Source organism: Stenotrophomonas pavanii, assembly GCF_900101175.1.
Lineage (GTDB): Bacteria > Pseudomonadota > Gammaproteobacteria > Xanthomonadales > Xanthomonadaceae > Stenotrophomonas > Stenotrophomonas pavanii.
Genome location: NZ_FNFQ01000003.1, coordinates 317,911 through 343,504 on the forward strand (window position 1 = coordinate 317,911; position 25,594 = coordinate 343,504).

A 25,594-nucleotide genomic window follows, 5' to 3' on the forward strand; every position below is an offset into this window, starting at 1 on the left:
CCGGGCATCCCACCCCGTTCAGCCCGGGCTGGTACACTAGCCACGCCGGTTCGCCGGTACACAAACGTCTTCAGGGCGGGGTGCAATTCCCCACCGGCGGTAGGTGCGCAAGCACGAGCCCGCGAGCGCCCCGGCCCACGGCCGGGGGTCAGCAGATCCGGTCCGATGCCGGAGCCGACGGTATAGTCCGGATGAAAGAAGACGGTGCCACAGGGCCTTCGCGGCCCTGCGCCCGCCTGTTTGCCTTGCGGCGTTTTTCGCTCACTTTTCGCGGAGAACGTTACTTGTTTACTGGAATCATCGAAGGCGTCGGCCGTCTGGCCGCACGCGAATCCATCGGCGGCGATGTCCGCTTCACCTTCCATGTCGGGAATCTGCCGTTCGACCACGTGCAGATGGGCGAGAGCATTGCCATCAACGGCGTCTGCCTCACCGTCATCGCATTCGACGCCAACAGCTTCCAGGCCGATGCCTCCACCGAGACCCTGGGCCTGACCACGCTGGGCCAACTGGGCGAAGGGGCGGTCATCAACCTGGAGCGCGCCATGCGCCCGACCGACCGCCTGGGCGGCCATCTGGTCAGCGGCCACGTCGACGGCCTCGGCCAGGTGCTGTCCATCCACAACGACGCGCGGGCCCAGCGCTGGCGTTTCGCCGCGCCGGCCTCGCTGCGCCGCTACATCGCCAAGAAGGGCTCGATCTGCGTGGACGGCGTCAGCCTCACCGTCAACGAAGTGGACGACGAAGGTTTTGAAGTCGCCCTGATCCCGCACACCGTGGCCAACACCGCCTTCTCCGCCACCGGCGTGGGCAGCGCGGTCAATCTGGAAATCGATCTGGTGGCCCGTTACGTCGAACGCCTGTTGGGCGAAGGAGCACGCGCATGAACTTCGCCCCGATTCCGGAAATCCTGGAAGACATCCGCCTGGGCCGCATGGTGGTCATCGTCGATGACGAAGACCGCGAGAACGAAGGCGACCTGATCATGGCCGCCGAGCTGGTCAAGCCGTCGGACATCAACTTCATGGTCACCCACGGCCGTGGCCTGGTGTGCCTGCCGCTGACCCGCACCCGCGCCGCCGACCTCGGCCTGGCGCCGATGGTGCAGGCCAACACCGCGCAGTTCCAGACCAACTTCACGGTCAGCATCGAGGCCGCCGAGGGGGTTACCACCGGCATCTCGGCCCACGACCGCGCCCACACCATCCGCACCGCGGTGAAGCCCAACGCCAAGCCGTCGGACCTGCACCAGCCGGGCCACATCTTCCCGCTGATCGCCCAGCCGGGCGGGGTGCTCACCCGCGCCGGCCATACCGAAGCCGGCGTCGACCTGGCCATGCTGGCCGGGCTGGAGCCGGCCGGCGTGCTGGTGGAGATCCTGAACCCGGATGGCAGCATGGCGCGCCGCCCGGAGCTGGAAGTGTTCGCCCGCGAGCATGGCCTGAAGATGGGCTCCATCGCCGATCTGATCGCCTACCGCCTGGCTACGGAAAAGACCGTTGAACGCGTGGACGAGCGCGAGATCGACACCGAATTCGGCCCGTTCAAGCTGGTGACCTACCGCGACCGCATCGCCCACGACCTGCATTTCGCGCTGGTGCGCGGCACGCCGGATGCGGAGACACCGACCCTGGTGCGCGTGCAGGTGGAAAACCCGCTGGCCGACCTGCTGCACTGGCGCCGCGACGATTTCGGCGTGGCCGCCACCGATGCCCTGCGTGCGATCGATGCCGAGGGCGTCGGCGTGATGGTGGTGTTGTCGGCCCCGCGCGATGGCGAAGCCCTGCTGGCCCGCCTGCGCCAGCAGCCGGCGCCGGTGGTGCCGGGCAAGGACAAGGACGTGGGCCAGTGGCGCCGCAACGGTGCCGGCGCGCAGATCCTGTCCGACCTGGGCCTGGGCAAGCTGCGCGTGCTGGGCACCCCGCGCCGCCAGGTTGGCCTGGCTGGTTACGGCCTGGAAGTGGTGGAGACGGTCACCCTGTAATGGGGTTGCCGGCCAGCGGCCGCCACTACCGGTGGGTGCCGACCGCTGGTCGGCAGCCCCTGCGGGCCCCCGCCAGCCACGGCCGGGGCCCATCCACGCTAGAATTACCCCCTTATCGAGTTCCCCAAGCCGCATATGAGCCACTACGAAGGCGATCTTCGCACTCCCGAGTCGGCGCGCTTCGCCATCCTGGCCAGCCGCTGGAATGCCCGCATCACCGACACGCTGGTCGCTGGCGCCCGCCAGAGCCTGGCCGGCAACGGCATTGCCGAAGCCAACATCGACGTGATCCGCGTGCCGGGTGCGTGGGAACTGCCGCTGGTGGCCGCACGCCTGGCCGCCGCCCATGAACACGCCGCCATCCTCACCCTGGGCTGCGTGATCCGTGGCGACACCCGCCACTACGAACACGTGGCCGACCGCTGCGCCGAAGGCCTGATGCGCGTGCAGCTGGATTTCGGCGTGCCGGTGCTGAACGGCGTGCTGGCGGTGGAACGCGTGGAAGACGCCGAGGCCCGCGCAGGCGGCAGCCACGGCAACAAGGGCGAGGAAGTCGCACTCGCCGCACTGGAAATGGTCAATCTGCTGGAGCAACTGCCATGAACAAGAACACCCAGGGCAAGCCCTCCGGTAAACCCGTCCGCCGCGATGGCGTCGATCCGGTGCTGCGCTCGCGCGCCCGCCGTCGTGCCGTGCAGGCCATCTACGCCTGGCAGATCTCCGGCGGCAACGCCCAGTCGCTGATCGCCCAGTTTGCCCACGAGCAGGCCCGCGAAATTGCCGACCTGGCGTACTTCGAGGCGCTGGTGCACGGCGTGCTCGACAACCGTCGCGACATCGACGAAGCGCTCGGCCCGTACCTGGACCGTGGCATCGAGGAAGTGGACGCGATCGAACGCGCAGTGCTGCGCCTGGCCGCCTACGAGCTGCGCTACCGCCTGGACGTGCCGTACCGCGTGGTGATCAACGAAGCCATCGAATCGGCCAAGCGCTTCGGTTCCGAACACGGCCACACCTACGTCAACGGCGTGCTGGATCGTGCCGCCGTGGAATGGCGCAAGGTCGAATCGGGTCACTGACCCGCCTGTGGTAGTGCCGGCCGCTGGCCGGCAGCTGCAGGGATCCTGAGGTTGCCGGCCAGCGGCCGGCACTACCGCCCACCGCGCGATGCGCGGCACGAACAACAGCGGGAACGCCCCATGTCCCTGGCCGAATTCGCCCTCATCGACCGCATCCGCGCCCGTACCCTCGAGCGCGACGACATCCTGCTCGGCATCGGTGACGACGCCGCGCTGCTGCAGCCGCGTGCCAACGAACAGCTGGTGGTCACCGCCGATACGCTCAACAGCGGCGTGCACTTCCCGGTGGAAACCCCGGCCTTCGACATCGGCTGGAAGACCTTGGCTGTCAACCTGTCGGACCTGGCCGCGATGGGCGCGCGCCCGGCGTGGTGCACGCTTGCGTTGTCGCTGCCGGAAGCATCTGAAGACTGGATCGAGGCCTTTGCCGATGGCTTCTTCGCCCTGGCCGACCAGCACGACATCGCGCTGGTCGGTGGCGACACCACGCGCGGTCCGCTGTCGCTGTCGGTGACCGCGATGGGACAGGTCGGGCGTGGCCAGGCCCTGCGGCGCGACCGCGCGCAGGTGGGTGATGATGTCTGGGTCAGTGGCACGCTGGGCGATGCCGCCGGCGCGCTGCGCCTGTGGCAACAAGGTGCGTTGAGCATCGCCACCGCCACGCTGCTGGCCGACTACGAAAGCCTGCGCCTGCGCCTGCTGCGGCCGACGCCGCGCGTGACCCTGGGCCTGCGCCTGCGGGCCTTCGCACACGCGGCGGTGGATGTGTCCGACGGCCTGCTGGCCGACCTCGGTCATATCGCCACGCGCAGCAACGTGGCCGCGCATGTGGATGCCGACTCGCTGCCGATCTCGCACGCGCTGCGTGAACTGCTCGGCCGCGACGCTGCACGCGACTGCGCACTGCGCGGGGGCGACGACTACGAGCTGTGTTTCACCGCGGCTGCCGACCAGCGCGATGCGCTGCACTACCTGGCCGAATCGCTGGACGTGCCGCTCACCCGCATCGGCCGCATCGCCGAAGGGCAGGGCGTGCACGTGGACGGCGAAGCCGCCGACGGCGGATACCAGCACTTCGCGTAGCCGCAGCGGTACTGCGCTGCTGGGTGCCAACCTTCCGGCGTGGGGTCAGATCCCTTTGCGCCGCAAAGGGCTCTGACCCCAGGTGAAGCACCTCGGCATCGCTCGGGCAGGTGCCAACCGGGGTTGGCACGAATGTGTCAGCCGCCCTTGGCAACACCGTGTCGACCAGGGTCGACACCTGCCAACGCGTGGCGATTACACATGCGGCACCGGCGCACCGAAGCGGTTGTCGCCCGGGGTGCTCGGCAGCAGCATGAACACCAGCACCACCAGGCCCACAATCGGCACCAGCATCAGCAGGTACCACCAGCCGGAACGGTCGGTGTCATGCAGGCGGCGCACGGTCACTGCAATCATCGGCACGATGATCGCCAGCCACACCAGCGCGCCCACGCCCGTCGATATCAGTGCCAGCGTGCCTGAACCGGTGTAGCCAGCAATGAAGCCCAGCACATTCGACGGTATCAACGCGATCACGACGAACAACTGGAACCACCAGAACTCGCTGCGGCTGGCGCGCCCGCTGAACTGGGTGTAGCGGGTAAGCGGAGTCATCATCTTTTTCATGCTGTGTGTTTCTCTCTCTAGGTAGCGCCGAGCCATTGCCCGGCGTCAATCAGTGAATGACCTTTGCCTGGGCATCGCGCGTGGTGCCGTAGTCGTCCAGCCACTGGAATGTCAGGCTGTTGGGCACCGAAGCACTGGCTGGCAGCGGCAGCCGTACCTGTGCACCGGGCGCGATCATGTCCGCCGGCACCCTGCTGCCATCGGGCAAGGTCAACGAAGTCAGTGTCACGTGATAGGCAGTGGGATTGCTGATCTGCAATGCCCCTGCCGCCATGCGCCACTGCAGCTGGCCCGGCGCATCGCGCGCACTGCCCGGCAGGCCGGCGGGGCGATGGAACAGCTTCACCCGCGTGCGCACCGCGAACTGCAGCAGGTTGCGGTCGCCGGCATTGGCCGGCTTGGGCGGGATATCCAGCAGGTTGAAGTAGAACACCGACTCGCGATCTGTCGGCAGCGGCGCTTCCGAAGGCCGCGGCGCATAGGTGATGCGATAGGCCTGTGCCTGCTTGGCCTGCAACAGGCGCGGCTCGGATGGCGTCAGCCGGAACGGCGTGCGCACGCTCTCCGGACGCGCATGGCTGTCGCCCGCGTCGATCCAGACCTGCGTCATCGCGGGTTGCTCACCCACATTGCTGGCCTTGACCGTGACATCGCGGCTTTTGCTGGCGTCGTGCACGATGCGCGTGCCTTGCAGGGTTACCGCGGCCTGCGCCGGCAGCACAAGCGCGATGACCAGCAGGGCCGGCAACCACAACGATGGGCGGAGTTTCATGGAAGACCTCATGCAGGCGACGCACGCGCGCATCCGTGCGCGTGCGCCGGATACCGTTTACTTGTAGAGCACCACGAAGTCACCTGACGCGTTGGCGGTGCCGGTCGTAGCGTTCTGGGCCGGCGAGGCATACCACGCGCTGTAGTCCAGCTGGCCAGTGCCACCGGCGGCGATGGTCACCCACTGGGTCGGGTCATCACCGATCTTCTGGTGATTGCCCGCCGCGTCATACAGCGCCACGCCCACATTGGTCGCACCGGATGCTGCGGTCAGTGCCAGGTTGCCGGTACTTCCCTCAGGCGTGCCACCGAAGCGCACGCCAACGTCCTGCGCAGCGCCCGAGCCGGAGCAATCCAGGGCAATGCTGAAGTTCTTCTGGCCGGCACGGGTACCGGCGTTGACCGACGCCAGATCCACTTTGCCCATCGGCACGGTGATGGTGCCGCCCGCGGAGCCGACACTGCAGGTGGAGGTCATCAGTTCGCCGGTGATTTCCAGCCGTTCGGCCTGGGCAGCGGGTGCAGCCAGGATCGCCAGCGCGGACAGCGCCAGCAGGTTCAGTTTGATCGACATCGAAGCCTTCTCGTTGCGGAATGGGAGGCGTCGGCAGCCGCGGGCCACCGAACGATGCGCAGTGTCGATGTCGCGCGGCCGCACCACCATGCAACTTGTTGTAAACGGTTTCCTGCTGGCGGCGAATGCAACTTTTTGTATGGGGCTGCAGGGTGGGGCGAACTACTGTGCGCTTCCTTCCGCTACTGGCTGCCGCCGAGCCGCACTTGCGATTCGGCCCACAGGCACCTGCCTTCGCCCCCTCTCGGAGCCACTCCATGCATGGCGCACGTCTTGATCCACGAACGCTCCCTCTTGCGCTTGCACTGTTGGCTGCTGCGTCGGGTGCCTCCGCTGCGTGTCGCCCCATCAGCGGCGATGTGTTCATCGATCGCGTGTTCGACGTTGCCTTCGTCGATGCGCCTGATCAGTTCCTGGGCCGGGCCAGCGGCCGCCTGGCCCTGGTCTGCGACCCCGCCGACAGAAGGGCGCAGCTGCAGCCACTGTTCAACGGCCTGCGCTACGCGCGCGACATCATGAATCCAGACGGTGGCTTCGATCCCGCGTATGAGATCAACGCGACCTCGCCCCTGATCGTGCTCTCTTTCAACTCTGGCGCCTGCGAAGAACACGATGCGGAGTGCCCGCTTGAAGAGGTTGAAGGTGGCAGTACGCCGTTCCGCGATGGTGTTCCACAGGTCGTCGATATAAGCGGAGGCGATCGCAAGGAAGTGCTGGTCAATCTCAGCATCTATTCACGCGGGGGGCCGATGCGTGATGTCGCATCGATGCCTGTGGGTACTGTCTCTACCACTTTCAGTGGCAGCGGCGGCAAGCACCACATCAGCGCGGGTTTCCGCTTCCACGCACAGACTTGCGCGGTAACGCCCCAGGCCATAACGCTGGATCCGATCGATGCGCAGACGCTCGATCAGCAGCAGAGCGCAGGCGAAAAGGCCTTCAACGTCGCCATCAACTGTGGCGCCAGCGGTCGTCCGCTGGTGCTGGAGATGCGCGACGTGCACGACGCTGCCAACACCGGCGACATCCTGGCCCCTGCGCCGGGAAGCACGACGGCCGGCGTTGCACTGCAGGTGTTGCAGGCTGGAGCACCCGTGCGCATGCAGCAGCCGTGGAGCTATGGCACCACCACGGGCACGGTCATGTCGGTTCCGTTCAGTGCCCGCTACCAGCGCACGCCTGCAGAACTGCGCACCGGGACCATCCGCAGCGAAGTATCGCTGCTTGCCGACTACTACTGATGCACGCGCGTTCCTTCCTGTCGCTGCCACCGCGCGGCCTTGCGCGACGTCCCTTCGTACACCACCTGTCATGACCACCCTTCGATCCTTCACGCGCGCACGCGAGCGCTGCCGCCTGCCGCGTGCCATTGCAGCGGCGCTGTCCCTCTCGGTTCCTGGCGCCGCTGTTGCCGCGCCCGCCATCGAGTTCAGCGAAGGATTCCTGGTGGGTGGGCAGGCCATCGATATGCGCCGCTATGCGCAGGGCAATCCGGTCGAGGCCGGTCTGCACCGGGTCGATGTCTGGATCAACGGCCAGTTTGAGCAGACCCGGGATATCCGCTTCGTGGTCCCGGACGGACACGCCAGCGCACGCCCCTGCCTGCCGGATGGCCTGCTGGACGCATTGCAGCTGCGTGCGGAACGGCTGCAGGTGGTCCGCGCAGACGCCGTCGATACCGGCTGTATCGATCTGCCGACGGTTGTGCCGGGCGCCACGGCCACCTTCGACGACAGCAGCCTGCAGTTGTTGCTGACCGTGCCGCAGGCGATGCAGGAACGCGCTGCCCGCGGCCACGTGATGGCCGAGCAGCGCGATCCCGGCATTGCCGCCGGTTTCGTCAATTACACCGCCAACCACTACCGCAGCGACACCCGCGACAGCAGCTACGTAGGCCTGAACGGGGGGTTCAACCTGGGCCACTGGCGCGCGCGCCATCGCGGTGCGTTCAGCCACGGCACGCAGGGAACCCGCTATCGAACGATCAGCAGCCACCTGCAACGCGATCTGCCGGCCATCAACAGCCAGTTGCTGCTGGGTGAGGGCCATACCGGCGGCGAACTGTTCGACAGCGTGGCCTTCACCGGGGCCCGCCTGTATACCGACGAGCGCATGCTGCCCGACTCGTTGCGTGGCTACGCACCGGCCGTGCGCGGCATCGCCGAAGGCAACGCCCTGGTCAGCATCCAGCAGAACGGCATCGTCATCCATGAAGTCAGCGTAGCGCCCGGGCCGTTCGTCATCGACGATCTGTACCCGACCAACTATGGCGGCGACCTGGAGGTCGTCGTTACCGAAGCCGACGGGCGCAGCCAGCGCTTCAACGTGAGCTTCTCCGCGGTGCCGCAGGCCCTGCGCGAGGGCAGCTCCCGATTCAGTGCCAGTGCCGGCACGCTGCGGGACGTTGGCAACGACGTCACCGCGCTGCGCTTCGCCGAGGGTACGTATGCGCGCGGTCTCAGCAATCACCTCACGGCATTGGGCGGCATCCAGGTCGCACAGGGCTATCGGGCGGTCATCGCCGGTGCTGCGGTCAACTCGCGATGGGGCGCCGTTGGCGCCGATGTCACCCACTCGCAGGCGCAGCTGCACGGACGCCCTGCAGTCGCCGGCAGCAGCCTGCGCCTGAACTACCAGCGCTACGTCTCGCGCACGGGGACCAACGTGGGTCTTGCCGCCTATCGCTACAGCACGCAGGGGTTCCTCACCCTGAACGATGTAGCGCGCGCGGCGGCCGACGACTGGGGCTACGCCGGGCGTGCGCGGCAGCGCTACCAGGCCAACCTGTCCCAGCGCCTGGGCACGGCCGGCCAGCTGTTCCTCAACGGCGGGCACGTAGCGTACTGGGACACTGCACAGCGGCAGACCGACTTCCAGTTCGGCTTCAACGGCACAGTCGGCCTGGCCAACTACGGTGTTTCCGTGCAGCGCTACCGGCTGGGAAGTGGCCGGCCCGACACACGCTATGCATTCACCCTCAGCATGCCGCTGGGACGCACCGGAAACGCCCCGCGGGTGAGCACCCGGATCAGTCACGCCAGTGGCGGTCAGCAGGTGCAGGCAGGCGTGAGTGGGTACCTCGGCGAGCGGCGCGCGCTGAACTATTCGGTGTCCAGCGTGCAGGGCCGCAGTGGAACCAGCAGCAGCGCCTATCTGGACTACCAGGGCCGCTACGCCAACGTCAACGCGGCCTACAGCCGGGCGAGCGGCCACAGCAGCCAGACACTCAGTGCCTCCGGTACGCTGGTGGCGCACGCCGGCGGCCTGAACATGGGGCCACCGGCAGGCGACGGTTTCGTGCTGGTGCATGCGCCAGGCGCAGAGGGCGCGCAGGTCGGCACGGGTGTGGATATCCGCGTGGCACGCAATGGCTACGCGTTGTTGCCGCACGTCAGCCCCTATCGCTGGAACCGCATCGATCTGGACCCTTCTGGGCTGCCGCTGGAGGTGGAACTGCTGCAGACCTCGCAGCGTGTTGCGCCCACCGCCGGCGGCATCGTGCGCGTGCCGTTCGAGGTGCGCCGCGAGCACACCTTGTTCATCGATGCCACCGATGCACTGGGCCAGCCCTTGCCGTTTGCGGCGCGCGTGCAGCGCGAGGACGGCACGCCCGCCGGCGCGGTGGGGCAGGGCGGCGTCATCCAGTTGCGTGGCGCACCGCCCGAAGGCGCGCTGATCGTCGATCCGGACGGCCCGCAGCGCTGCCGCCTGGTCTATCAACTACCCGACGCGCCCGATGCCTACGGCCTGTCCTGGTCGCAGGGCATCTGCCAGCCCTTGGCGACCTCACCCCAATCGGCAACGGCCGGCCTCCCCGTCTACTGATCTCCTGGAGTACCCGATGAAACGCCTGCTGCTACCCTCTTTCACCCTTCTGGCACTGGTCGTGCCGCTCGGCAGCGCTGCGGCGGCCACGCTCACCATTTCCGGTCGCGTATTGCCCGGCACCTGTACGCTGACGGCACCGGCCATCACCCTGGACAACGTAAAGGCCGACGAGCTGAAGGTGGGTGACAACCTGCTCAAGCAGGGCACGTTGAACTTCACTGGCTGCATCGGTGTTGCCAAAGCCACGCTGTCCTTCGACGGCACCGCGGCCGATGGTGATGCGCAGCGCTGGAAGAACACGGCCAGCACCGATCCGGCACGAGGCGTTTCGGTCGCCTTGTTGGCCGGGGCCACGGGCAACGTCTATCTGAAGAAGGGCGATACCGGCATCGAAGTGCCAGTGACCGGCGCCACGGCCAGCTATACGCTGCGCGCGGGCTATTACCTGCCCACGACCAGCGGCGTCAACGCGGGTGCCGTGGAGACGGCCATTACCGTGACTGCGCTCTACGATTGAACAGGCTGCGGTTGCGGGTTGTCATACCGCCCGCAACTGCACATCCACATACTCGGCCAGCCCACGGCAGGCCAGCAACAGCCCTTCGCGCGCGCCGTCATCCATGTGCTGGTCGATATCCCCGTCCACGCGGACGCGTTCGGTGGCGTGCAGTAGTTCCAGCAGGAAACTCAGCCCCGCATTGGCGCGGTCGATGCGTGCCAAGGCCAGGCGCTGGCCGGGTGCACGGTTGGTGCCGGGCCACGGCTGGCCATCGGCGGCATCGCCCTGGCGGATGTACTGCAGGCAGGCCTGCAGGGTGATGGCGCCAGGACTGCTACCGGTCTGCAGCGCAACGAAGGTGTCTTCCAGCGTGCGGGCCAGGTCATCGGGCAGGCGCGTGGCGGCCTCGCCCAGGGTGGCGAACAGGTGCGGGTAAGGGGAAGCGGTCATGGCGGCGTCCTTGTGCAAGCGGCAAGGTGCCACCCTGCTTAACAGCGGGGCGGCGGACGGTGCGTGGTTCCAATACCGGTGGTAGCTCTGCGAAACGCCGGCGGGCACGAGGCCCCCACGCACCGCCCGCCATAGGTGCGCGGACAGAATGCCTGCCGACGCCACCCAACAAGGAAAGGGTGACGCCGGCAGGCAAGCGTAAACAACAGAGTTACCTAACGGGATTGGAAGCCCGTGCCACCCGTTGTCGGTGGCGCTACATGATTTGCATGAAGCGCCCGTGCCGCCAATGAGAATTGTTGGAAAGTTCGAAAGCGTTGCAACTTTGTCGCTGGCAGGTAGCGGATGGCGATTCTTGCCAAATGCGACATTCTTCGCCGCTCGCACCGTAGAGTCGAGCGCGCTCAACCACTTCGTCGAAGTGGCATCAGCTTCAGCGGGGGTTGCCGCGCTCAGCGGTGCCGCTACGCTGGGTAGATGAAAATTCTCTTGCTCGCGTTCTTGCTGGCCTCTTCGCCGGACGTCATAGAGCCCGGCTACAGAATGGGCAGCTACAAGGAAAATCCGTCGCCGATGCCGGGCACGCTGAAGGCATTGGGCGCGCGATGGGAGATGGACTACAGAACGCTACGCCCTGCCCTGTTGAAAGCGGGGTGGGGCGGAATACCACGCGAGTACTCGCATGCGACCGTGCTTGGATTTCCCGAGGTCAATTGTGGCCTTGGCTGGCAGGCGGTCTGCTGGTCCATGTTCCACAAGAATGGCCGGGATGTTTTTCTGCAACTGCATCCCACAGACGACGGCCGCCTTATCCTGATTGGCGCAGAGTGACGCTTTCGCTTTCGCTTTCGCTTTCGCCTTCGCCATCGCCATCGTCGAGCTGTTTGTTGATACCCAGGCATTCATTGGTCGGGATGCCGGAGGCACTACCGGTTTTCGGGGTTCCCGCTGCTGAACTGTGAAGCGGTGCAGACGGGGCACGTGGGAGGCCCCATCCTGATTACTCCTCTGGCCGGATCAGCCCGGATCAGCCCGGATCAGCCCGAATCAGCCCAGATCAGCCCGAATCAGCCCGAATCAGCCCGAATCAGCCCGAATCAGCCCGAAAGAGTGGATCGCTGCCGGAAGAAAACACTGACCAGACAGGTCCATGGTTCCTTGCCATCGGCGCCGAGCTTGCTTGGCTGATGCAGAACGTAGCCGAGCGTTGGCCCGGTTCTACACGAGCAAAGTAAAGCGGCGCCGGAATCATCCGGCGCCGTGCGTGTTTCTACCTCACCACTTGTACGACATGCTCAGATTGGCCGTCGCTTCGCGGTAACCATGGTCACCGCGCATCACGCCGAAGCCACCCCACGCACTCAGCCCGGAACGGAAGTCCACGCGCGCACCGGCACTGAGCTCGTAGCGGTTGCGCGGCACGCTGGCCCTCAGCGCTTCATCGTCGAACGCCATGCCGTTGCTGGCGTCATCGCGGTACCAGTTGGCCACCACATACGGGCTGACCGATGCACCGGCGGCACCGCGGCCTTCTCCCTGCAGGCGCAGGCCCACGCGGCCGGACAGACCGCTGTCGCCCAGGCTGCGCACCACCGTGCCGTTGGTTTCTTCGTGGCGATCGGTGTTGGCTTCGGTGTAGATCAGCTGCAGTTCCGGCTGCAGGCTCAGCGCCGTGCTGCCGATCTGGCCGATGCCAATGCGGTAGCCGGCTTCCAGCGACGACTGCCAGATGTCCGAGTCGTAGCGTTCCTCGGCCAGGCCTTCGCCCTGCACGCGGTTGCGGAACTGGCCGCGCTGCACGCTGGCATCCACATACAGTGCATCGTTGCTCCAGTTGCCGTACACGCCCAGCGCGCCACCGTTGACCTTGCCGCGTGCGCTGTAGCCGGTCAGCTGCGAACGCGAAGTAGCATCGGACTTGGCCAGCGTACCCATCACGCCGACGCGGCCCTGGCCGTTGTCGAACACGCCGATGTCCGCACCCAGCTGCAGGCGCGAGCGGTCCACGCGCAGGTCCAGCTGGTCTTCCACCGCCGACAGCTTGCTCTGCGCAGCGTCCACGCGGGCCCAGCCACGCACGCCATCCACGGCGGAGGTGTTGCCGCCCTGGCGGTCGCGCCAGCCGTGGCGCAGCAGCTGGTCCATCGCGAACTGGTTGGCCAGGTACGCGCCGGCCTCCGGGCGCAGCACCGGCGTCGGGTCGATCGGATCAACGGGATCGACCGGGTCCACCGGATCGACCGGCGTGCACTCCGGCAGCGTGGGATCCACCACGCACGGGTCCGGCGTGCCGGCCAGCTCCGAGCGCAGGTACCAGCCGCCGTTGGTGGCGTCCTTGAACAGGAAGTACTCGTACTGCCCGCCCACCGCGCGGCCCTGCAGGTCGAACTGCGCGTTGGAGGCACCGCCCACGCGGATCAGCTCGATGCCCTTTTCGGTCTTCGCGCCCGCGCCACCGGCATTGAGCACACGCACGTTGGCCTGGCCGTTGGCATCGCCCTTGATGATCAGCTTGTCGGTGGCCGAGCTGTCGTCACCCAGCTGGGTGTTGAACAGCAGGGTGCCGCCGGCACCGTCGAAGGTATCCACAGTGAGGGTGTTGAACGTACTGCCATTGCCCAGCGCCACCGTGCCGGTGCTGCCCAGTGCGAGATGACCGACAGTGCTGTCGCCGGTCATCAGCCAGGTGCTGCCGCTGTCGATGCTGGCCGAAGTGACGTTGAGGAAGCGGCCATCGATCTGTGCCTTGTTGCGCAGGAAGACATCGAGGGTGCCGTCGACAGTAGCTGCGTCGAAACTGACATTGCCTGCAATCCGAGCATCATCCACGTTGAAGGTCACGTGGCTGGCACCCGGCGTAGCGCTGCCGGTGCGGGAATCGACCTGCAGCAGGTTGCCGTTGCCGCCGTGCAGCTGAGCGCCGTTACTGACGTTGATGACGAAGTCGGCGGGCTGGTCGGCCGCTACACGGATGGCGGCGCCGCGGCCAGACGCGATCGTGGAGCCGTCCACGGCGAGCTGCAGCGTGTCGGGGGTGTTGCGCGTGCCAAACATCAGTACGCCCACGTTGTCTGCATCGATGCGCGACCCGTTGACGATGCTGACCTTGCCGTTTTCCATGCGAACGCCCAGGCCGCTGGCGATATCACTGCCCGTGGCAGTGTCCTCCACCCGCATGTAGGTGGAATCGATGATGGCCCATGCACCGGGCAGCGGCGCGCTGGCCGGCGTGCTACCCATCAAGAGGCCGATGCTGAGTGATTCAGTGGGTGACAGGCCGTCTGCGGCGGTGACCAGGATGCGACTGCCGATCAGATGGGCGTTTGATGAACCACTGACACGGATACCGCCACCACGCACGGTGCTGGTGCCGAGTTGCAGAGAAGAGTCCCCACTGAGGTCGATTGCGACCTGGTGGGTGCCACTGCGACGGACGATGGCATCGAGTGCCAGTACGTCGGAATTGTTGGCTTGGATCGCATTCGTCTCGCCACCTTGAACGCGAAGCAGCGACCAGTTCCGCAGCGTCCACTCTTCGACAGGGTCGCCCGATCCCACAATCTTGTGTTCGTTATCCAGATCTCCTGCGGCGACGGTGGCTGCTGGCACCAAGGCCATTGCCACCAGCAGGCTGCGAGCCAACGGCCGAAGGGCGGGTCGGGGAAAGCGGTAGTGATGACGCATCGGAAGGTCCTCATAGGCGGAAACGAATTGGACTTCGCACTGCGGTGAAAGCGACCCCCTGTTCATGCGTGTGCGTATTACGCGCACGCAGCGTGAAGACGATGTGATGGGGGCTTTTGCGACAGCGCGTGTCTGGAATGAGCCCAGTCTTGCGCTCCCCCTGCCCCGGAGCCATGCAAATAGTTGTAAAGCCGGCTTTCCGCCTCTCATCGAACTGCATGCGTTCATGAAACTGCGGCAGACGGTCGCACCTGCGCAGACTGCAAATCATTCGATGTCCGAGAGCGCTGCAGACACCGAGCATGTAAGGCAGTTCCCCAGAGACATGCCATGCACGACCACTTCCCCCGCCACGATTCCTTGGCACTGGCGTTGACAGCCATACTCGCTGCCACTTCCACCGCGCACGCACAACAGGTCGTCGCCGACGGTGACGAACAGACGCCTGCGGCCGGCGACTATGCCACGACCGAGCCGGTGGAGCCTGGCAACCCGGCTGGCTATGCCTTCCACGCACTCAATGGAGGCACCATTGTTCCAACCGGTGCGGTCAATCTTCGTACGGACGGCATGCGCGCCGCCGCGGCGCGGGCGGAGGATGCGGGCAGCAAGATTGCGTTGCAGCAAGGCAGCATACTGACGACAGGCTCGGGTGCGGCGGGGGTCTCTGCCGCCAATGGCGGGCATATCGAGGTGGTTGACACGCGCATCCAGACCGAAGGCAGTGTGTCGAATGGGGCAGAGGCCCTGGGCGGCCAACTGGTCCTGGATCGCGTCAGCATCACCACGCAAGGTAGCTTGTCGCATGGTGTCTTCGTGCAGGGGGGGGCGGCCGATGTGAAAGGTGCCGTCATCGAGGTCAAGGGTAGCCAGTCCAATGGTCTGGAAGTGCGCGGTGGCAGCTTGACGGCGGAGCATGTCCGCATCGACATGCACGGTGACGGCTACGGCGCATGGCTGCAGGACGGGGCCGACGTGCACCTGCGTTCGGTTCAGATCAACGGGACAGGTGCAGGTGCAGGCGGTGTGCTGGCCGGTACTGGAAAGCTGCTGCTGGAGGATGTGGACATCAACCTGACCCACGGGCGTTCCGGCCAGGGACTCTATGTCGTCGGAGACGTTGAGATGCGAGGGGGCAGTATCCACACAGGTGGGGATCACGCCAGCGCGATCAGCTTCGCGACGGGCTCCGGCGGGACGCTGCTGCTCGATGGCGTCGATGTTTACGGACACTTCGGCATCATCATGACCGAAGGAACTGAACTGGCCCTGCGCAACAGCCAGTTGCGCAGTGAGAGCATTGGTATTGACGTCAACCAGCGTGATGGCAACGCCAGTGTCGTCGGATCGACCATCACCACGCGCAATGGCATCGGTGTCCGGCTGATGAATGAAGGCGAGCTGGATATCGAGGGCTCGCAGATCACCGCCGAGGGCAACCGTTGGCAGGCCGTCGCGCTGTACGGCGGGACGACGCGGATTACGTCCAGCCAGTTGCATGCCCGCGGCCAGAACGGGCACGGACTGTATGCAGAAGGAGGGAGCGGGAGGCAACCGCTGGCCGAGGTGGGTGACAGCGTTATTTTGACCGACGGCGATGGCGCCATCGGTGCGATCGCGCGACTGGGCGGCACCGTGCATCTGGCCGACAGCGTGGTGCGCACCACCGGCATCAACTCGCACGGTGTGCTGTCTGGCGGGACCGGTGAAATGACGTTGAGCAACACCCATGTACGCACTGAAGGCGAGGGCGCGTGGGCGGCGGTGATCAATGACAACGGTCGGATGCGCATCGACGGCGGCTCGCTGGTGAGCGCCCAGCATGGCGGTGTATGGGTGCGCAGCAGCCGCGACCCGGGCCTGACCCTGTCCAACGGAGCGGTGGTATCGGGCGGCAATGGCATCGCGCTGGCGTTGGATGCGGCAGTGGCCGGGCGCTTCGATGTGGCACTGGACGGTGGCTCGCAGCTGGTGGGCGACATCGTCCTCACGCCGGAGGACGAGGATGCGGGGCTGGTTCCGCTGTCCGACGTACATGTGGGCCTGGCCAATGGATCGCTCTGGCAGGGTTCGTCGGATCTGGTGCAGACGATGGCCATCGAGAGCGGCAGCCAGTGGACGTTGACCGGTGACGCCACGGTGGGCGAACTGCAGGTGCTCAACAGTGGCGTGGCATTGTCTGACGGCAGTGGTCGCTTCAATGCGCTCACCGTGGACGGCGACCTGCATAGCGAAGGGGCTACGTTCCTGTTCCAGGGGGCGCTGGCCGGCGATGACAGCGCGAAGGACCGCCTGCACGTGCGCGGCGACACCTCCGGCGACGCGTTGATCGCGGTGAAGAACATCGGTGGCGTGGGCGCGCCGACGGTGGATGGCATCCCGCTGATCGAGATCGACGGCGCGTCGCTGGCGAGCTACGCACTGAGCGGCCGCGCGGTGGGCGGATCGTATGAGTACTTCCTGTTCCAGGGGGGCCTGGCCGATCCTTCCGATGGTAACCGGTACCTGCGTTCGCAGTGGTTCGATGTCTGCCAGGACAACCCGGCTGCGCCGGGATGCGCGGTCGATCCTGGCCCGGATCCGGATCCAACCGATCCGACTGATCCGACTGATCCGACTGATCCAACCGATCCGACTGATCCGACTGATCCGACTGATCCGACTGATCCGACTGATCCGACTGATCCGACTGATCCGGGCGATCCGATCCTGCCGCCACCGGTGCTGCGCCCGGAAGCGGGGGCTTACCTGGCCAACCAGTCGGCTGCGATCAACCTGTTCGCGCACCGCATGCAGGAGCGCAATGGCGCGCGTTCGATGGGCGACGAGCGCCAGGCCTGGGCACGCGTAGGCCGCAACCAGGCAGATTTCAGTGCGGTCGGTGGCCAGTTGTCGGTGGACGGCACCGCCTCAGTGCTGCAGATCGGCACTGACCTGCTGCAGCGTGGCAACGCGGTTGCCGGTGTGATGCTGGGCAGCGGCCGCGCCGACAGCAGCGCAGTGTCCGATCTGACCGGCTACAGCGCCAAGGGCCGGGTGCGTGGCAGCGCGGTGGGTGTGTACGGCACCTGGATGCAGGATGCAGACAGTACGCGGGGCGCGTATGTGGACGCCGCCCTGCAGTACGGCCGCTTCGACAATCGCGTGCAGGGCATCGGCCTGGCGCCGGAGCATTACGACTCGCGCATGACCAGCGCGTCAGTGGAGTCCGGCTACACCTTCAACGTGCGGCAGGGCAGCGCCAGTGCGCTGTACGTGCAGCCGCAGCTGCAGCTGAGCCATGTCGATTTCCGCGCCGATCGCCACGTGGAGAGCAACGGCACGGTGATTGACCACGCCGACGCCGGTGGCCTGAGCGGGCGCTTGGGCGTGCGTGTGTTCGGCCATGGCACGGCCGCCGGCAACTCCGTGCAGCCGTACCTGGGCGTGAACTGGCTGCGTGGCAGCGGCAGCAGCACGCTGCAGTTCAACGGCGACACGCTGGGTGCGGACGTGCCGCGCAACCGCTATGAAGTGCAGGCCGGTGCCCAGCTGAAGCTGGGCCAGCACTGGGGCGCGTGGGGTGGCATGAGCGTGCAGCGCGGCGATCATGGCTACCGCAACGTGGGCGGCCAGCTGGGCCTGCGCAGGGCCTGGTAAGCGCGTGAAGCGGGGTCGGATCCCATTGCCAAGGCAATGGGCTCTGACCCCCAGTTGCTGCTGTGGAGCCGAATGAAGGTAGGGCAGTCGAGCATGGCTCGGCTCTACAACCGCGTCGCGCTGTGACCGGACCTGAACGATGCCCAGCTCTGTCGCAATTGACCATTGAATGACTGCGGCGAAGGTGGCGATGCTGGCCAATTGCTCGCTTCTGGTTGCCCGCGTGTTCCTTGCCGAACGTTCCCACAACGCCGCCATCGATGGCCTGCGCGCATTGGCGGTGCTGGCCGTCGTCCTCTTCCACACCAACGCCACCTGGCTGCCCGGTGGCTTCACCGGGGTGGACCTGTTCTTCGTGGTGTCCGGCTTCGTGATCAGCCAGTCGCTGGCCTCGCGCACCCATGCGTCGCTGGGCGCGATGCTGCTCGACTTCTACCGGCGTCGCGTGCTGCGCCTGTTGCCGGCGCTGCTGGTGATGCTGATGGCCACCTTCGTGCTGTCGGCGTTGTTCATTCCCCGCGCGTGGCGCAACGAGCAGTTCGACCAGACCGGCTGGGCCGCGCTGGTCGGCTTGAGCAACATCGTACTGGCTGGCCAGCAGGACGATTACTTCTCACCCGGTGCTGAACTCAATCCGTTCCTGCATACATGGACGCTGGGCGTGGAGGAGCAGTTCTACCTGGTCTTCCCGCTGTTGTTCTTCGTGTGGCTGCGCGGGCGTGAGCGCTGGCCGTGGTCGCGTTGGTTGTTGCCGGTGCTCACCGTGCTGTCGCTGGCGTGGGCGGGCTGGCAGGCACAATCGGCACCGGCTGCAGCGTTCTATCTGCTGCCCGCACGGTTCTGGGAGCTGGCCGCAGGTGCGCTGCTGTACCAGTGGACGCGTACGCGTACACCCGGCCGGAACGGTGACGCGGTTGCAGCGGCCGGGCTGGCGCTGCTGGCCGCAGGCGTGGTGATTGCCCCGCAGCTGGCAATGCCGGTGCCGGGTGTGCTGGCCACCGTGGCCGGTACCCTGCTGCTGTTGGCGAGCGTGTCGACAGCGGGGACATCGCGCATCGCCGGTGCGCTGGGCTGCGCACCGCTGGCCTACCTGGGCCGGCTGTCCTATTCGCTGTACCTGTGGCATTGGCCGCTGCTGGTGCTGCTGCGCTGGACGTATGGCCTGCATGGCGTCGTGCTGTGGCTGTATCCGGTGCTGCTGCTGGCGGTGTCGGCCGCGTCCTACCACTTCATCGAGCGCCCGCTGCGCAGTGCGGCGCCGCTGCTGCGGCTGGCACCGGCCAAGGTGCTGGCGATGGCGTTTCCGCTGGTGGCGCTGTGCGGTGCCGGCGCCTGGGCCACGGTGGAGTACCACGAGCAGGTCTCGCTCAGCGTCACCCGCGACGGCTACGCATGGCAGGCGCGCCGCTACCCCGCGTGGCGCCCGCTGGAGCCGGTGCGTGCGCCGGCGCTCGAAGGGCGGCGCCTGTTCGTGGCCGGTGATTCGCACGCGGCGGCGTATCGCACGATGACCAGCATGGTCGCGCGCCAGACCGGCATGGAGGTGCGCCAGCAGGATCGCGGCGGCTGCAGCTTCGTCAACCTGCTGCGGGCCAGCCCGGCCGACTGCCAGGACTTCATTGAAGACACATTGTCGACCATCGAACGCGAGGCGCGCCCGGGTGACATCGTGCTGCTGGCGGCCTTGCGCATGCCGGAACTGCGCGGCTTCGACTGGCAGCAGCAGGACGCACAGCCGATCTATCAACAGCTGCTGGCCGAGCGCACGCCGGCGCATGCACAGGTGGCACGCGACGAAGCCGATCGCGTGCTGGGGCGTTTGCAGAAGCTGGGCGTACACGTGGTGATCGATGCACCGCTGCCATTGTTCAAGGCCGGTGCGTACCGCTGTTCGGACTGGTTCAACCGCCGCAATCCGGCGTGTGCCGGCGGTCTGAGCATGCCGCGTGCGGATCTGGAAATGCTGCGCGTGCCGCAGATGGCACTGCTGGATGACCTGGCGGCACGTTACCCTTCACTGACCGTATGGGATCCGCTGCCGCTGCTGTGCGGGCCGCAGACCTGTTCGGCGGTGGAAGAGGGCGAACCGCTGTTCTTCGACAACGATCACCTGAGTGGCCATGGCAACCGGGTGCTGTTGCCCAGCTTCCGACAAACCCTGATCGATATCGCAGCCGACAAGACGGTGTAGCGCCGAGCCCACGCTCGGCTTGTGCGCGCGCAGCCCGGGCTTCATCGCGATCTGGTCGAAGAGCAGCCGAGCATGGCCCGGCTCTGCAGGAGAGCGTTCGGTCTATGCCGGCGGCAGCACCTTGCCCGGGTTGAGAATGCCGTCCGGGTCCAGCGCGGCCTTGATCGCGCGCATCGTCGCCAGCGTTTCCGGGGTGAAGGCCTGCGCCATGAAATCGCGCTTGGCCAGGCCAATGCCGTGTTCGCCCGACAGCGTGCCACCCAGCGCCAGCGTCAGCGCGAAGATCTTTGGCAGCGCGGCCTGCGCGCGTGCGTTCTCGTCGGCATCGTCCGGGTGGTAGAGGATATTGACGTGCAGGTTGCCATTGCCAGCATGGCCGAAGGTGACGATGGTCAGCGTGTAGTCGCGTGCCAGCGCCTGCACGCCGGCCACCAGCTCCGGAATGCGCGACACCGGGACCACTACGTCTTCATTGATCTTGCCCGGCGCCACGCTGCGCAGCGCAGGCGACAGTGCCTTGCGCGCCGCCCACAACTGGTCGCGCGCGCGGCCTTCCATCGCCACGTCCAGTTCGATCATGCCCTCGCCTTCGGCGGCGCTGGCCAGGGCCTGCAGCAGATAGGGCAGGGTGTCGTGGTCGCCATCGGCCTCGACCAGCAGCATCGCACCGGCCTCCGGCACGTCAGCACCATTGAGTCGCAGCAGTTCCAGGCTGCGCGCGTCCATGAACTCCAGGCGGGTCGGCACAACAGGCTGCGACATCAAGCGTGATACGGCGGCGGCGGCGGCATCGGCATCGCGGTACAGCACGCGCAGCCCGGCTTGGCTGACCGGCAACGGGGTCAGCTTCAGCGTCGCTTCCACGATCAGTGCCAGCGTGCCTTCGCTGCCCACCAGCAGATGGGTGAGGTCGTAGCCGGTGGCGTCCTTCGTGTAGGCACCACCGCAACGGATCACCTCGCCGGTGCCGGTCACCGCCACCAGGCCCAGCACGTTGTCGCGGCTGGTGCCGTACTTCACCGCGCGCGGGCCGCCCGCATTGCAGGCCAGGTTGCCGCCGATGCTGCAGATCTCCGCGCTGGAAGGATCCGGTGCCCAGAACAGGCCGTGCGGGGCCAGGGCCTGCTGCAGGGTGCCATTGAGCACGCCCGGCTGCACGACTGCGCAGCGATCACCGGCGCGGATCTCGATGATGCGGTCCATGCGGGTGAACGACAGCACGATGCTGCCCGGTTGTGGGACGGCGGCGCCGGTGGTGCCGGTGCCGGCACCGCGCGCGACCAGCGCCACGCCATGTGCGCGACAGGCGCGCACCAGTGCTTGGACCTGTTCGATGTCGGCCGGCAGCGCCACCGCCGCCGGGCGCTGGCGGCGCCATGAGTTGTCCTGCGCGTTGGCCTCCAGCGCGCTGTCATCCATGCGCCAGCCCTCCGCGCCCAGCAGGGCGGACAGTTCGGCAACCAGGGCAGCAGGCAGTGCGGTACTCATGACGGATCTCGCGGGGCAGCAGGAGCGGGTTGGATCAGTTTCCAGGCGACAACGGCGCCGGCGAGCGGCAGCCACACCCAGCGCAGTTCGGAGAGCAGGGTAGCCAGGCCGCGCGCGCTGAAGAATTGCGGGGCAAACGGTGAAACACGGATCGGTCGCCACGGCGCGAAGAAGCGTTGTTCACTCCACGGCCAGGCCAGCGCGACGCCGAGGCCGCCGGAGGTCATCGCATCGAGCAAGGGATGGCTGGCCGCGCATACGAAGACGAATACAGCGGCTTGTACGGTCGATGCCACCGTTGGCCCTGGCTTGGTAGGTGCCAACCTTGGTTGGCACGAAACCGCCGACCAAGGTCGGCGACTACCCAAGAACGCCAACACCGCGGCCAATGCCGCCAGCACGCTGGCAAACAGCAGTGAATGGCTGGCGCCGCGATGGCCGAAGGCATCCGCATAGGGAATGTGCAGCGCAAAGGCCAGTACATCGGCATCGGGCAGCATCGCTGCGATCACGCCGGCCGCCAGCAGGCGCGGTGGGATGCGGCCACGATCAGCGGCGCACCACAGCGCCAGCGGCACAGCGGCATGGGTGATGATCGACGGCATCAGTCACGCACCATGGTCGTGCCGGCCGCTGGCCGGCAAAGAGTAGCCATCAGCAGTCATCCAATCGGAACGCATCCCGCAGCCAATGCAGCTGCGGCGGCTCGCCGGTGGCTTCGACCACATCGAAGCGGCAGGGCGCATTGGCCAGCGCCGGGTGGTCCTGCAGGTACAGCTGCGCGGCATGGGCCAGGCGCCGGCATTTGCGCGCATCGACCGAAGCGGCGCCACCGCCGAAATCCGATCGCGCACGGTAGCGCACTTCCACGAACACCACGGTGCCGGCATCGTCCATCACCAGGTCCAGTTCACCGCCGCGATAGCGCACGTTGCGTGCACGCGGCTGCAGTCCGGCCAGTTGCAGGTGCTGCTCGGCAGCGGCTTCCACCGCCGAGCCCCGTTGGCTGCGCTCAGCGACCACCGACGATCGGCATCGGCCGGCCGCCACTGAAGGTCGACCATGCCGGCTGGCGCAGGATGTTGCCATTGCTGTCCAGGAACAGGGTGCCGGTGGCACCGTCCAGGCCGCCTTCGTTGGACAGCTTGTCCAGGTAGGCGGTGATCTTCCAGGCGTCGGCACCGAAGGCGAACAGGCGGCCGGCCGCACCGCGTGCGCTCGGCAGGGTGCTGGCCACCTGGCTGGCCGACGGCAGGCCGGACACGCTGCGCACGTTCCAGGCTTCGTTCGGGTAGACGATGCCGTCCAGCGCCACGTCTTCTTCCACCTTGCCGCTGCCGACGGTCAGCTGCGAGGTGCCGACGCGGGTCGCGCCACCGGCACCGGCCAGCGCCAGCTGCGGCGCCAGCAGGCGGGCCTGCGGCGCACGCACGGCGAGGAACACGGCATCGACCTGGCCGGCGTTGCGCACCTGGGCGCTGACGTCGCCCACCGCATCGCTGACGCCGACCGTGGCCACGACCTGGCCACCGCGCTGGGCGAAACGCTGGGCGAAGGCGGCGGCGGCACGGCGGCCGGTGTCGTCGGCGCTGTTGATCACCAGCGCCTTGCCGCGCTCGCGGCCGCGCAGGTACTCGGCCGCGACGATGCCATCGTCTTCCGGTGCCAGCGAGAAACCGGCGCTGCCGGCCGGCGGTGCGTCCTTGCCGCGGTTCAGGGCCAGCACCGGCACCTGCAGCTGCTGGCGGCCGTACACCGCGTCCACCTCGTCGCGGCCCAGCGGGCCGACCACGAAGTCGGCACCGGAGGCAACGGCCTTGTCGTAGGCGGCGAGGGCACCGGCCGGGGTGCCGGCGGTGTCGAAGAAGTTGATGTCCGGGCGGCGGCGGCTTTCACCGTAGTAGGCGCTCAACAGGCCATCGCGCACCGGCTGTGCGGCGGTGGCCAGGCGGCCGCTGAGCGGCAGCAGCACGGCCAGCTTGGCCGGCGGGCGGTAACCGTCGCTCATCGCCGGCGGGCGCTTGCTGGTGTCGAACTGGGCCGCGCCATCGCGGTCGAACGGGCGCGGCAGCGGCAGGCCACGCGCGATCAGTGCGCGGCCGGCAAAGTTGTAGAGCGGGTCGTTGGCCGGCAGGGCGGCGGCGCGGCTGCGCAGGGTGGCGTCGTCGAGGGTGCCGAGCAGGCCGGCAATGGCGGCCTGGTTATCGCTGCGCGCACTGCCGGTCAGGCTGGCATGGGCGCGGGCGCGCTCGGTGGCGGCGCCGAAGGCATCGCCGGTGCCCTGCAGGGCGCCGGCCCGGGCCAGGTACCAGCGCGTACGCAGGGCCGGCAGCACGTTGTCGCCATGGTCCTTCAGCAGGGCCAGCGCCTGCGCCGGCTGCTTGTCGGCCAGGGCCAGCTCGGCACTGGTCAGCTGGTAGCGCTGCAGGCTGGCGCCGGACAGCTGGCGGGCGGTGAGCTGGCCGAGCAGGCTGCGCGCGCGGGCACTGTCACCGGCGAGGTGCCAGGCCCAGGCCGCATCGGCCAGTGCGTTGCTGCGGGCACCGCCACGCAGCGTGGCGGCCAGGCCTTCCAGCTGCAGTGCGGCGTCGCGCGGCTTGCCCTGTTCGATCAGCGCCAGCGCCTGGCCCTGGGCCGGCGAATCGGGGGTGCTGGTCAGGCTGGTGGTGGCACAACCGGCCAGCAGCATCAGCGACAACGACAGGGCGGAGATCCGTGCGGCGGGCTTGTTCATGATCGGGTCCATGCGATGAGGGCAGCGGCCTTGGCCGGGTACACGCTACGATTCTACCCTTGCCCCGTGAGTACCGCTGAAATGAGTGTCCCAACCCTGTACGTCGTCGCCACCCCGATCGGCAACCTGGCCGATCTGAGCCCGCGCGCGCAGGAGGTGCTGCGCTCGGTGGCGGCCATCTGTGCCGAGGACACCCGCCGCAGCGGCCAGCTGCTGTCCCATTTCGGCATCCAGCAGCCGCTGGTGGCCCTGCACGAGCACAACGAGGAGGCGCTGGCGCAGCGGCTGGTCTCGCGCCTGCAGGCCGGCGAGTCGCTGGCGCTGGTCAGTGACGCCGGTACGCCGCTGGTCAGCGATCCGGGGTTCCGCCTGGTGCGTGCCGCGCGCGCGGCGGGCATCAAGGTCAGCCCGGTGCCCGGCGCCTGCGCCGCCATCGCCGCGCTGAGCGTGGCCGGCCTGCCCAGCGACCGTTTCAGTTTCGAGGGCTTCCTGCCGGCCAAGGCCAGCGGCCGCCGCGACCGCCTGCAGGCGCTGGCCGGCGAAGTGCGCACGATGGTGTTCTACGAATCCTCGCACCGCATCGCCGAATCGCTGGCCGACATGGCGGCGATCTTCGGCGGCGAGCGCCCGGCGGTGCTGGCCCGCGAGCTGACCAAGCTGTTCGAGACCGTGCTTGATGGCGACCTGGCGGGCCTGCTGGCGAACGTCGAGGCCGACGACAACCAGCGCAAGGGCGAATTCGTGGTGATGGTGCAGGGCGCCGGCGATGACGAGGAGGCGCAGCTGGCACACGGCCGCCGCGTCTACGCGAAGCTGAGCGAGCACCTGCCGCCGTCGACCGCCGCCAAGCTGGCCGCGGAACTGACCGGTGCGCCGCGCAAGGCGTTGTACGGCAGTTGATGGATCGTGCGGACCAGGGGCCGCACCCACCAGAGCAGCGGAACCGGTAGATCCACGCCATGCGTGGATGAATGGACCGCGCCACGGCCTGCACCCACCCAGGCGGAACCGTCCGCGCCATGC

General features: G+C 67.4%; 22 protein-coding genes and 1 riboswitch. Of the genes, 12 read left to right on the top strand and 10 right to left on the bottom strand.

The window, feature by feature from the left end; genetic code table 11:
• Positions 1-62 precede the first annotated feature (62 nt).
• Positions 63-207: riboswitch (FMN riboswitch) on the top strand.
• A gap of 77 nt (positions 208-284) precedes the next feature.
• The 5 genes from BLS66_RS07600 (at position 285) to thiL (ending at position 4,146) form a co-directional block, all read left to right on the top strand.
• The gene (locus tag BLS66_RS07600; RefSeq protein WP_074725566.1) at positions 285-887 is read left to right on the top strand and encodes a riboflavin synthase; all 603 of its coding nucleotides are present in this window, start codon (positions 285-287) and stop codon (positions 885-887) included.
• Positions 884-1,984 (top strand): 3,4-dihydroxy-2-butanone-4-phosphate synthase, encoded by a 1,101-nt coding sequence (gene ribB / locus BLS66_RS07605; RefSeq protein WP_074725567.1) that lies wholly within the window; start codon positions 884-886, stop codon positions 1,982-1,984. The genes BLS66_RS07600 and ribB overlap by 4 nt, the downstream gene beginning before the upstream one ends.
• 135 nt (positions 1,985-2,119) lie before the next feature.
• Positions 2,120-2,587 (top strand): 6,7-dimethyl-8-ribityllumazine synthase, encoded by a 468-nt coding sequence (gene ribH / locus BLS66_RS07610; RefSeq protein ID WP_012479138.1) that lies wholly within the window; start codon positions 2,120-2,122, stop codon positions 2,585-2,587.
• Positions 2,584-3,063 (top strand): transcription antitermination factor NusB, encoded by a 480-nt coding sequence (gene nusB, locus BLS66_RS07615; protein ID WP_005415268.1) that lies wholly within the window; start codon positions 2,584-2,586, stop codon positions 3,061-3,063. Before ribH ends, nusB begins: the two co-directional genes overlap by 4 nt.
• Before the next feature lie 120 nt (positions 3,064-3,183).
• A complete protein-coding gene (gene thiL / locus BLS66_RS07620; protein WP_049415692.1) occupies positions 3,184-4,146 on the top strand; it encodes a thiamine-phosphate kinase in 963 nt (320 codons plus the stop codon).
• A gap of 195 nt (positions 4,147-4,341) precedes the next feature.
• Here the strand turns inward: thiL and BLS66_RS07625 are convergent, their stop codons facing one another.
• Genes BLS66_RS07625 through BLS66_RS07635 form a run of 3 tightly spaced genes read right to left on the bottom strand, consistent with a single transcriptional unit; the run spans position 4,342 to position 6,058 of the window.
• The gene (locus BLS66_RS07625; RefSeq protein ID WP_074725568.1) at positions 4,342-4,713 is read right to left on the bottom strand and encodes a DUF805 domain-containing protein; all 372 of its coding nucleotides are present in this window, start codon (positions 4,711-4,713) and stop codon (positions 4,342-4,344) included.
• A gap of 49 nt (positions 4,714-4,762) precedes the next feature.
• Positions 4,763-5,485, bottom strand: coding sequence for a fimbrial biogenesis chaperone (locus BLS66_RS07630; protein ID WP_074725569.1), 723 nt, complete (start codon positions 5,483-5,485; stop codon positions 4,763-4,765).
• 57 nt (positions 5,486-5,542) lie between these two features.
• The gene (locus tag BLS66_RS07635) at positions 5,543-6,058 is read right to left on the bottom strand and encodes a fimbrial protein (protein WP_074725642.1); all 516 of its coding nucleotides are present in this window, start codon (positions 6,056-6,058) and stop codon (positions 5,543-5,545) included.
• Between the two features lie 257 nt (positions 6,059-6,315).
• Between BLS66_RS07635 and BLS66_RS20360 the strand changes: the two genes are divergently transcribed.
• The 3 genes from BLS66_RS20360 to BLS66_RS07650 all read left to right on the top strand — a co-directional run bounded on the left by BLS66_RS20360 (position 6,316) and on the right by BLS66_RS07650 (position 10,403).
• Complete coding sequence (locus tag BLS66_RS20360) at positions 6,316-7,299, top strand: fimbrial protein (RefSeq protein WP_167357702.1); 984 nt, start codon at positions 6,316-6,318, stop codon at positions 7,297-7,299.
• A 70-nt stretch (positions 7,300-7,369) separates the two neighbouring features.
• On the top strand, positions 7,370-9,883 hold the full coding sequence (locus tag BLS66_RS07645; protein WP_074725570.1) for a fimbria/pilus outer membrane usher protein: 2,514 nt from the start codon (positions 7,370-7,372) through the stop codon (positions 9,881-9,883).
• A gap of 16 nt (positions 9,884-9,899) precedes the next feature.
• A complete protein-coding gene (locus BLS66_RS07650; protein WP_049468261.1) occupies positions 9,900-10,403 on the top strand; it encodes a fimbrial protein in 504 nt (167 codons plus the stop codon).
• Between the two features lie 21 nt (positions 10,404-10,424).
• Here BLS66_RS07650 and BLS66_RS07655 read toward each other — a convergent pair whose 3' ends face one another.
• Positions 10,425-10,835 carry a hypothetical protein gene (locus tag BLS66_RS07655; RefSeq protein ID WP_074725571.1) on the bottom strand — a complete coding sequence of 137 codons (411 nt, stop codon included), beginning with the start codon at positions 10,833-10,835 and terminating at the stop codon, positions 10,425-10,427.
• Positions 10,836-11,312: 477 nt separating this feature from the next.
• On the opposite strand from BLS66_RS07655, the gene BLS66_RS07660 reads away from it, so the two are divergent.
• Complete coding sequence (locus tag BLS66_RS07660) at positions 11,313-11,666, top strand: hypothetical protein (protein WP_143025139.1); 354 nt, start codon at positions 11,313-11,315, stop codon at positions 11,664-11,666.
• A 444-nt stretch (positions 11,667-12,110) separates the two neighbouring features.
• Here the strand turns inward: BLS66_RS07660 and BLS66_RS07665 are convergent, their stop codons facing one another.
• Together BLS66_RS07665 and BLS66_RS20880 are read right to left on the bottom strand one after the other, a co-directional pair.
• Entirely contained in the window at positions 12,111-14,075 is a 1,965-nt protein-coding gene (locus BLS66_RS07665) for an autotransporter family protein (RefSeq protein WP_244152967.1), read from the bottom strand.
• Positions 14,076-14,786: 711 nt separating this feature from the next.
• Complete coding sequence (locus BLS66_RS20880; RefSeq protein ID WP_244152968.1) at positions 14,787-15,752, bottom strand: hypothetical protein; 966 nt, start codon at positions 15,750-15,752, stop codon at positions 14,787-14,789.
• 12 nt (positions 15,753-15,764) lie between these two features.
• On the opposite strand from BLS66_RS20880, the gene BLS66_RS07670 reads away from it, so the two are divergent.
• The gene (locus tag BLS66_RS07670) at positions 15,765-18,158 is read left to right on the top strand and encodes an autotransporter family protein (RefSeq protein ID WP_244152969.1); all 2,394 of its coding nucleotides are present in this window, start codon (positions 15,765-15,767) and stop codon (positions 18,156-18,158) included.
• Between the two features lie 169 nt (positions 18,159-18,327).
• The gene (locus BLS66_RS07675; RefSeq protein WP_074725575.1) at positions 18,328-20,349 is read left to right on the top strand and encodes an acyltransferase family protein; all 2,022 of its coding nucleotides are present in this window, start codon (positions 18,328-18,330) and stop codon (positions 20,347-20,349) included.
• Positions 20,350-20,451: 102 nt separating this feature from the next.
• On the opposite strand, the gene BLS66_RS07680 is transcribed toward BLS66_RS07675, so the two are convergent.
• The 4 genes from BLS66_RS07680 to BLS66_RS07695 are packed head-to-tail and all read right to left on the bottom strand — an operon-like array spanning position 20,452 to position 24,571.
• Positions 20,452-21,837 (bottom strand): FAD-binding oxidoreductase, encoded by a 1,386-nt coding sequence (locus BLS66_RS07680; RefSeq protein ID WP_049468253.1) that lies wholly within the window; start codon positions 21,835-21,837, stop codon positions 20,452-20,454.
• Positions 21,834-22,442 carry a metal-dependent hydrolase gene (locus BLS66_RS07685; protein ID WP_074725576.1) on the bottom strand — a complete coding sequence of 203 codons (609 nt, stop codon included), beginning with the start codon at positions 22,440-22,442 and terminating at the stop codon, positions 21,834-21,836. The genes BLS66_RS07680 and BLS66_RS07685 overlap by 4 nt, the downstream gene beginning before the upstream one ends.
• Before the next feature lie 49 nt (positions 22,443-22,491).
• On the bottom strand, positions 22,492-22,860 hold the full coding sequence (locus BLS66_RS07690; protein WP_049468249.1) for a YraN family protein: 369 nt from the start codon (positions 22,858-22,860) through the stop codon (positions 22,492-22,494).
• The gene (locus BLS66_RS07695) at positions 22,850-24,571 is read right to left on the bottom strand and encodes a penicillin-binding protein activator (RefSeq protein ID WP_049468247.1); all 1,722 of its coding nucleotides are present in this window, start codon (positions 24,569-24,571) and stop codon (positions 22,850-22,852) included. Before BLS66_RS07695 ends, BLS66_RS07690 begins: the two co-directional genes overlap by 11 nt.
• 81 nt (positions 24,572-24,652) lie before the next feature.
• On the opposite strand from BLS66_RS07695, the gene rsmI reads away from it, so the two are divergent.
• On the top strand, positions 24,653-25,471 hold the full coding sequence (rsmI, locus tag BLS66_RS07700) for a 16S rRNA (cytidine(1402)-2'-O)-methyltransferase (RefSeq protein ID WP_074725577.1): 819 nt from the start codon (positions 24,653-24,655) through the stop codon (positions 25,469-25,471).
• Positions 25,472-25,594: the final 123 nt, after the last annotated feature.